Raw genomic sequence first — 8155 nt, forward strand, 5'->3', positions numbered from 1 at the left:
AAAGGGAACGTGTTCAACACGTTCCCTTTTTACCGGATCAGCGGGCCTACGGGCTTAACTGACTGGCATTACGCCTGTTGGCGGCCTTTTTTTGGCAGTGGTGTGTCGTCAGGGCTTGGGTTGGCCCTGGAGTTCGATGACGACGCGGCGATCCGGCCCGAGGCAGGTGACGTACTCTTTATTGTCACGAAGCTTCGGATTGATCTGCTCGCATTTTGCGAGTGGCTCGGCGCTGCCTTTTCCGACAATTTCGAACTTGTTGGCAGGAAGGCCTTTCTTGATCAGATAGTCACGCACGGTGGCTGCACGGCGTTCCGAGAGTTGGCGGTTAAACTCGGGTGAGCCCATCCGGTCGGTGTGGCCGATTACGGTGATGCGTTCGATCATGAATCGGGCTGCATCGCTCGCAAACTTGTCCAGTGGCGCAGTCCCGTTGGGGAGCAGTTGATCGCTGCCGTAGCTGAACAACGCATCGGCGTTTTGCTTGCTGCTGAGCGCGGCGGCTCGCACCCGATCGCTCAGCGCGTCGCTGCGTGGGGGGCGGCCAGCAAGCGCGGCGGCGGTATCAAGCGGGCGCGGCTGCACCAACTCGGTCGCGCAGGTCAGCGCCTTGTCTTCGGCCGGCGCATCGGCGCGGTCTTCGTCCGGTGCTTCCTTTGCAAGCGGTGCGAGATTGAGCGCAGGCAGGATCCGGTGGGCTTGCGCGAGCAGGCGATATTCGGCGACCAGGGCGTCCACCTCGGCACGCGTGAGTGCGCGCCGCGCTTCGAACAGCTCGTTTTCGGTGTCGAGCAGGTCTAGCAGCGTGCGCTGGCCGATGTCGAACTGCTGGCGATAGGCGTCGCGCGCTTTTTCAGTGGAAAGCGCGTGCTGGCGCTGGTATCCAATCTGTTCGCGTAGCGCGCGAACATCGTTGAGTGCGATGCTGGTTTGCTGTGCGACATCGCGGCAGGTTTTGTCGCGGATATCGATCGCGGCGTAGTAAAGCTCGGATGCCTGTTTGATGCGGGCATTGTCGGAGCCGCCGCGGAACAGGTTGTAGTTGAGCACGACTTGCGCGCGGGTCTCGTTGTAGTTGCCCGGTGCGCCGCCGATATTCTGGTCCCAGTTTTGTCCGACCCGTAGTTCAAGATTGGGCATGTAAGTGGCCCGGCGCAGATCAGTTTCGGCGCGAGCTGCGCGCAAGGAGGCAACCGCCGCTTGAAAGGCCGGGTTGGCCGATACGGCATCACTGACCGGATTGCCGCCCTGCGGCAAGGCGCCTGCTACGTCGGGCATGTTTGCCAGCGTGTTGGCGGGTTGGGTGCCCACGATGCGGCGATAGCGTTGTGTCACATCATGCAGGTTCGATGTCTCGGTGAGCCAGTTTGATTGCGCCAGCGCGAGTCGCCCAGCGGCCTGTTCAAGGTCCACCCGGCGGCCTACGCCTGCCTTCACACGCTCTTCGATCTGTCCGAACACTTCCCGGTGCGTGGCCCAGTTCTCGCGCGCCAGTTCCTCAAGGCGACGATAACGCACCACGTCAGCATATGCTTGGGCGGCGTTGAGGGCGATTTCGTCCGAGACGGCCAGCAGGTCGTAGTACCGGGCAAGCTTGTTGTAGCCAAGCCGCTTCACATCGTTTGAGGTGGCAAAGCCATCAAACAGGATCTGGCGCAGTTCGATGCTTGCGCCGGGGCGGTCGTACCAGTCGGTCTCAAGATTCGGGTAGTCGCGTCGTTCCTGTCCGGCATAAGCCTGCAGATCCACCCGGGGTAGCCAGTTGCCGCGTGCGGCGCCTTGTTCGTTTTCGGCGGCACGCAACTGGTGGTAGCGGGTCAGGACTTCGGGGTTTTTCACGATGGCTTGTTCAACAGCTTCCGGGAGGCTGTTGGCGGCCATCGCCGGGGCCGCTAACGCGGCGCAAATCAGTGTGGCAAGAAGATGGGGTCGAATAGTCGGCATTGGGCTAGCGCCTTGTTGTGTGTCTGTGCGAGGTCATCGCTCGCTCAAACAGATAAATTGTGAGCCCGGATTATTCACGTAAGATCCAAATAAACAAAGGCTTAACCCGGGGCAACGTGATCAATTCCGCGCAGAAAATTGACGATTTAACCGGTATTTGCAAATTTATCGATTTTGGTTGCCCGATGCGGGGCGCCTCCGCTGGAGGTGCTTGTCTGCAGTCAAGGCAGCAATCTCAGCGACCACATGCCGGCAGCCTCTGAGTTCGTGCTTGCAGCCATTCCAACATGCTTGAAGCGACGGCCGTTGATCGTAATGCTTCTGGCATTGGTATGTACACTGCCGCCATTGTGGCTTGAGGCAGACGATGCTGCGCTGATCGCCATGGTCAGCAAGCGCTATGGTGTGCCGGCCGCCACCCAGGTGAGCGAATGGCGTGCGTTGGTGGCGGCCTTGAAGGACTCGAACGAAACCGACGCGCTGCGCCGGGTCAATGAGTTTTTCAACCGGCGCGTGCGCTTTGTCGAAGACGCGCAGGTCTGGGGGCAGGCTGACTACTGGGCGACGCCGATCGAGTTATTGGGGAAGGGCGCGGGCGACTGTGAGGACTACACGATCGCCAAGTTCTTCACGCTGCGCGAATTGGGTGTGCCTGAGCACAAGCTACGCCTGATCTACGTAAAGGCGCGCATTGGCGGGCCTGCAAGTTCCGTGACCCAGGCGCACATGGTGCTCGGCTACTACGAGACGCCGACCTCGCAGCCGCTGGTGCTGGACAACCTGATCAGCGACATCCGGCCCGCGGCGCAGCGAACGGATCTCTTGCCGGTCTTCAGCTTCAATGCTGAAGGCGTGTATGCCGGCGGAACGGTCAGCTCGGTCGAACGTCTGTCGCGCTGGAAGGATCTGCAATTGAAAACGAAGGGCGAGGGCTATACGCCCTGAGGAGAACCGATGTCTTTGCTTCGCCAACTCTGGATCACAGTCATCTTCGCGAGCGTGCTTGCGTGGTTGGGCAGTTTTGCGGTGAGCACCTACACAGCGCGTGACTACCTGCAACAGCAATTGCTCGCGCAAAGTGCCGACGGTGCCACATCGCTCGCCCTGTCGATGACGCAGACGGCCAAGGATCCGGCCATGCGTGAGTTGATGGTGACGGCGCTGTTCGATTCCGGGCACTTCGAACTCGTGCGTTTCAGCGACCTGGCTGGGCGTGGCGTTGTGGAACGCCGTCACTATGGGGTTGAGAGCCGGGCGCCCACGTGGTTCATCCGCATGCTGCCGATCAACGTCAAACCGGGCGAAGCGCTGGTCAGCGACGGCTGGAATCAGGCGGGCAAAGTCACCGTGATTGCCCACAAACGCTTCGCGTACGACGCGCTCTGGAACGGCACGCTGCAATTGCTGGCCGTGATGGTGGCGCTGGCCGCGATCCTCGGCTGGATCATGTCGCGCATGATGCGCTGGATCCAGAACCCGATCCTTGAGATGGTCAAGCAGGCCACCGCGATTGGCGAGCGCCGCTTCATCACGATGCCCGAGCCGCGGGTGGTTGAACTGCGCAGTGCGGTGCGTGCCCTGAACCTGATGGTCGAGCAGGTCAAGGCCATGTTTGCCGAGCAGGCCACGCGGATCGAAGACCTGCGCGCCGATGCCAACCGCGACGCGATGACGGCATTGCCCAATCGTGGCTTCTTCATGGGCCGACTCCGCAATGAGCTCGATGGCGATGACAGCGCGCCGAGCGGCGCAATGGCCCTCGTGCGGCTGGCCAATCTTGCCGAGGTCAACCGGCGCCTTGGGCGCGAGCGCACGGACGCGCTGATCCGTGCGGCGGCCGACGTCTTGCGTGAGCTGGCCGGGCGGCAAGAGGGCCAGTTGGTTGCGCGGCTCAATGGCGCGGACTTCGCATGGCTGATGGCTGGGGTTGATACGGTTCAGGCCGCCGAGTTCGCCGCCAGTGCCGCGCGCGCGCTTGAGGCCTTGCACCGGCATGGTCATGCGGACCAGACGCCGGTGGGGCACATTGGTGTTACCCGCTACAAGCGTGGCGACGAGATCGGCAATGTCATGTCGCGTGCCGACGCGGCCTTGATGAGCGCGGAGAGCGCCGGGCGCAGCGAGCCGGTCGTGATGCCGGACCAGGCGCCCCTGGTGGCGCGCACGCACGACGAATGGCGCGCGCTGCTCAATGCGGCGATACGTGATCGCGGCTTTGCGCTGGTTACCTTCCCCGTCCTGCGCATTGACGGGCGCCATTGGCACGATGAGGCGATGATCAGGATGCGCGCGCCGGACGAAGGCGCTCCGTGGACCGCCGGCCAGTTCATGCCGGCCGCCGATCGACTTGGCATGACTTGCGACCTGGACCTCCTCGCGGTCGAACTTGCCCTGCAGCGGCTCTACTCGCACCCGGGCTTGATCGCAGTGAATGTTTCGCCCATCTCGCTGCAAGACCTGCGCTTCCGTGAGGGCCTGCAACGTTTGCTGGCTGCGGCGCCCCAGGCGGCCCGGCGCCTCTGGATGGAGGTTGCCGAGGCGGGGCTCGATCAGGGCCTGTCAGGGCTCGCAGCGGTGTCGCCGATTCTGAGCCAGTACGGCGTCAAGCTCGGGATCGAGCACTTTGGCCGCCACTTCTCGGCGATCCCGCGGCTCTATGCCCAGCGTGTTGACTACCTGAAGATCGACGGCACCTTCGTCGCTGGCATCGAGGACAATGCTGGCAATCAGCGCCTGGTCAAGGCGATCGCCGACGTTGCGCGCGGTCTGGAGATCGAGATCATTGCCGAGCGGGTGCACTCCGAGGCGGAATGGAACACCCTCAAGGAACTGGGGGTTGCTGGTGTCACCGGCCCTGCCGCGAGTCTGCGAACGCAGCCTTCGCAGTAGCGAAAAACAACAAGGCCACCCGAGGGTGGCCTTGTTGTTTCTGGTATTGCGCGAATCAGTCGATCAACAGCGTCCCTTTCTTGATCAGCGTCTTGAGCAGGTCTGTTTCATTCCCGGGCGTCACGCTGGTTGCAGCATAGAGATCGACCCCCTTGAGGATGATGGTTTGATCCTCAGCTCCGGCGGAGAAATTACCGTCGGTGAAGCCGCCGGCTTTGCTGATATGCAATTCCGTCTGAAGCGTCGCGCCCTCGCCGGTGACCTTGATGTCGATGTAATTGAGCAGGTTCGAGATTTCGACCGTCGAGATTCCGGTTGAAACTGAATTGACGCCCGAACTGGAGTGTTCGCCCTGCAGCAGGTCGCGCAGATCCAGCACATCGCCGCCGCCGACGGGCACCCCCGCCGTCGTGGATTGCACGTTGCTGTATCCGCCGCCGTAGGTGAAATCAGTAATCGTATCGACCGCTGGAGTGCCCGTGCTCGCTCCGCCATCTGCCAGGCGCCAGACAAACACATCTGACCCGGCGCCACCGCTCAGCGTGTCGTTTCCTGCGCCGCCGATGAGGTAGTCGTTGCCCGCACCACCCGAAATGACGTTATCACCACTATTGCCTTCCAGCCGGTTATCTGAGCTGTTGCCAGTCAGATTGATGTTGGCCGCGCCCTCGGCGGTGAGGTTTTCGAAGTTGGTCCGACTGGCGAGCGAGAAGCTTGATCCGGCATTGGCTGCAACGTAGGTGCCATCCAGGACGATCGTGTCGATCCCTTCGTTGGCTCTTTCGGTGAGCGTGTCGAGCGTGTCCGAGAGCACGTAGACATCGTCGCCGGTGCCGCCGGTCATCGTGTCGGTACCGGCGCCGCCGATCAACTTGTCGCTGCCGCTGCCGCCGGTGATGTTGTCGTTGCCAAGACCCCCGTCGAGGTAATCAGCACCGGCAGCACCGTCAATCGTGTCGTTGCCAGCAAAACCATAGATCACGTCGCGGGCTGCGCTACCGGTGATGCCGTCATTGCCACTGCCACCGTCCAGCACGCTGCCGGTGCGGATCTGCCAGCTTAAGGTCGTGGTGTTGTAGACCAGATCCTGGATCCGGGGATCGCTCAGATGGGGCGCTGCCGCGTCAGTAAACAACGCTGCATTGCTCAAGGAGAGTACTTGATATGACGATGCCGGGTCGCTGGCTAGTTTGAATTCGACGCGCAGTCTTGCGTTGCCGCCTTGCTCCCAGTAGAGCAATTCAAGTGCTTGCAGGCCGCCGTTGATATCACCCAGTTGCAGGTTCTTGAAAATTCGCGTTGTAGGACCCTGGTTGCCGTCGTACTCGAGCAGGGTCTGGCCTGCCACGTTCAGGCGGAAACCGTCGTCTGCAGTCACGCGGAAGTCGTAACTGCCGGGCTGCACATAGAACTGGCCCGACAGGCGGACCGCCGCGTCTGTGGTCTTTCCAAGGCCGGAGGTGTCGCCGGTGTTGCCGGCTCCGGCTTCTGCCTTTGCCGTCGATAGGTCCTGGTCGAGGAAGTTGCTCAAGGATCTTGTGGTTGAGTTCGCATCGCCATCGCCGACGGGCAAGGCGCTGCCGGCTGCGACGTTTTCATTGTTGCCCAGCGTGGATTGCACGGTGGGGTTGAAGCCGTAGTCCAGGGTTCGCGAGAGGAAGCGCACGTCCACGACGCCGGCTGCCGCCGCCGCCGACGTGCCCACCAGATTCGCCGTGCCACCGCTTACGGCAAGGGCATTGCGGCCGTTGATGATGGTGTAGAGATCCTCGACCGAGTTCAGGTTGCCGGCGGCGCCGTAATTGCCGAAGGTGGCCGTGCCGTCGTCGCTATGCGTGCGGTTGCCGGTGGGCGCTGTGGCAGTTTCGTTGTAACCGTAGAACTCACCATTCAGGCCGCTTGCGGTGATGTTCTGCAGCGACGGCGTCTTTGCAACGATGTCTTGCTCGCCCTGCACCTTGATGTTGATGGTTGCAGTGTCAAAGCCGCCGTTCCCGTCGCTGATCCGGTAGGTGAAGGTATCAAACGCGATCTCGCCGGCAATCAGGTTCTGCGTGACGATGCTGCTGTTGTTGAGCGTATAGGTGTAAGCGCCGTTGGCAGCAATCTGCAAGGTGCCATAGGTGCCAACCACGCTTGTCGGTGCCGCCAGCGCGCTGCTGCCGGTCGGTGCCGTGGTGCCAGCGGCAAGGCCTGTGACTTGCAGCGTGTTGCCTTCCACGTCGAAGTCGGCCACGTTGCCGGCTACTGCGCTCGTGATCGCGTTGCCGGTGAGCGTGTAGCTGCCGCTGTCTTCGGTCAGCGTCGTGCTTGGCGCATCGTTGCGCGCATCGGGCGCATCATTCACCGGCGTGATGGTAACCATCACCGTATCTGCGTCGCTCTTCGCGCCGCCAGTGCCGGTATTGCCAGCGTCGTTGGTCGTTACTGTCACTTGCGCGGCGCCGTTGTAGTTGCTGTTTGGCGTAAAGCTGGTGCCAAGCAGCGCGGCATTGATCGCCGCGACCGTACCGGTCAGCGTGACCGTGCCGGTACCGTTACCCGATTGCGTGATGCCGGCGGTCGAGCCCAGGTTGAGCACACCGTTGGTCGCCGCGAGGGTGACGTTGACGGTGCTGGCTGAGCCCGCGTCTACATCCGCAATTGATATCGTTCGCGCGCCGTCGAACACCAGCGGTGTGTCTTCGGCGATCGTTTGCGGACCGGGCACGGTATTGATCGGAGCGTCGTTCACCGCCACGACGCTAATGCGGGTTGTCGCCGGCAGGCTGGCATTGCCGCCATCGGTCACCGTAACGGTGATCGTGCGTGTCACCGTGCTCGGGTTCTCGCTGCTGTTGGCGAAGGTGATGGCGCGGATCGCCGCTTGGTAATCCGCGATCGTGGCACTGCCAGACAGCGTTATTACCCCGGTTGCCGCGTTGTAGGCCGATGCCGTGATGCCGCCCGGCAAGGTGCCGGCCGCCAGCAGGTCACCCGCTTGGGCATTGGTCAAGGTGATCGTTGCGCCGGTCATCAGGGTGCTGTCGACGTCGCTGATGGTCACGTCGACATCCGCAATCGGCACGGCTGCGCCATTCTCGGTGAAGGTCGTGCTGTATCCCGTGCCCACAGCAGAGCGGTCAAGATCCAGCGTCGGGCGCGCGTCGTTATCGTTGATCGTGCCCAGCCCGCTGCCATCGGCAATGGTGGCGTTGTCCGCACCGGACAAAGTCACGTTGAGGGTCTCGCTCAACTCTTCCAGCGTGTCGTTGGCAATCGGCACCGTGATGGTCTGGGTCGTGGTGCCCGGCGTGAAGGTCAGGGTACCGGTGGTGGCGCT

4 protein-coding genes are annotated in these 8155 nt (G+C 62.3%); 2 read left to right on the plus strand and 2 right to left on the minus strand.

The window, feature by feature from the left end; translation table 11 throughout:
- Positions 1 to 108: 108 nt before the first annotated feature.
- Entirely contained in the window at positions 109 to 1944 is a 1836-nt protein-coding gene (locus OPU71_RS20875) for a TolC family outer membrane protein (protein ID WP_324256096.1), read from the minus strand.
- 315 nt (positions 1945 to 2259) lie between these two features.
- On the opposite strand from OPU71_RS20875, the gene OPU71_RS20880 reads away from it, so the two are divergent.
- Together OPU71_RS20880 and OPU71_RS20885 are read left to right on the plus strand one after the other, a co-directional pair.
- Entirely contained in the window at positions 2260 to 2889 is a 630-nt protein-coding gene (locus OPU71_RS20880; RefSeq protein WP_267730025.1) for a transglutaminase-like cysteine peptidase, read from the plus strand.
- Positions 2890 to 2898: 9 nt separating this feature from the next.
- Complete coding sequence (locus OPU71_RS20885; protein ID WP_267730022.1) at positions 2899 to 4833, plus strand: EAL domain-containing protein; 1935 nt, start codon at positions 2899 to 2901, stop codon at positions 4831 to 4833.
- Between the two features lie 55 nt (positions 4834 to 4888).
- Here the strand turns inward: OPU71_RS20885 and OPU71_RS20890 are convergent.
- Positions 4889 to 8155 (minus strand): beta strand repeat-containing protein (locus tag OPU71_RS20890; RefSeq protein ID WP_267730024.1); only part of this gene is annotated, 3267 nt, incomplete at its 5' end.

The organism is Niveibacterium sp. 24ML, assembly GCF_026586805.1.
Taxonomy (GTDB): Bacteria; Pseudomonadota; Gammaproteobacteria; order Burkholderiales; family Rhodocyclaceae; genus Niveibacterium.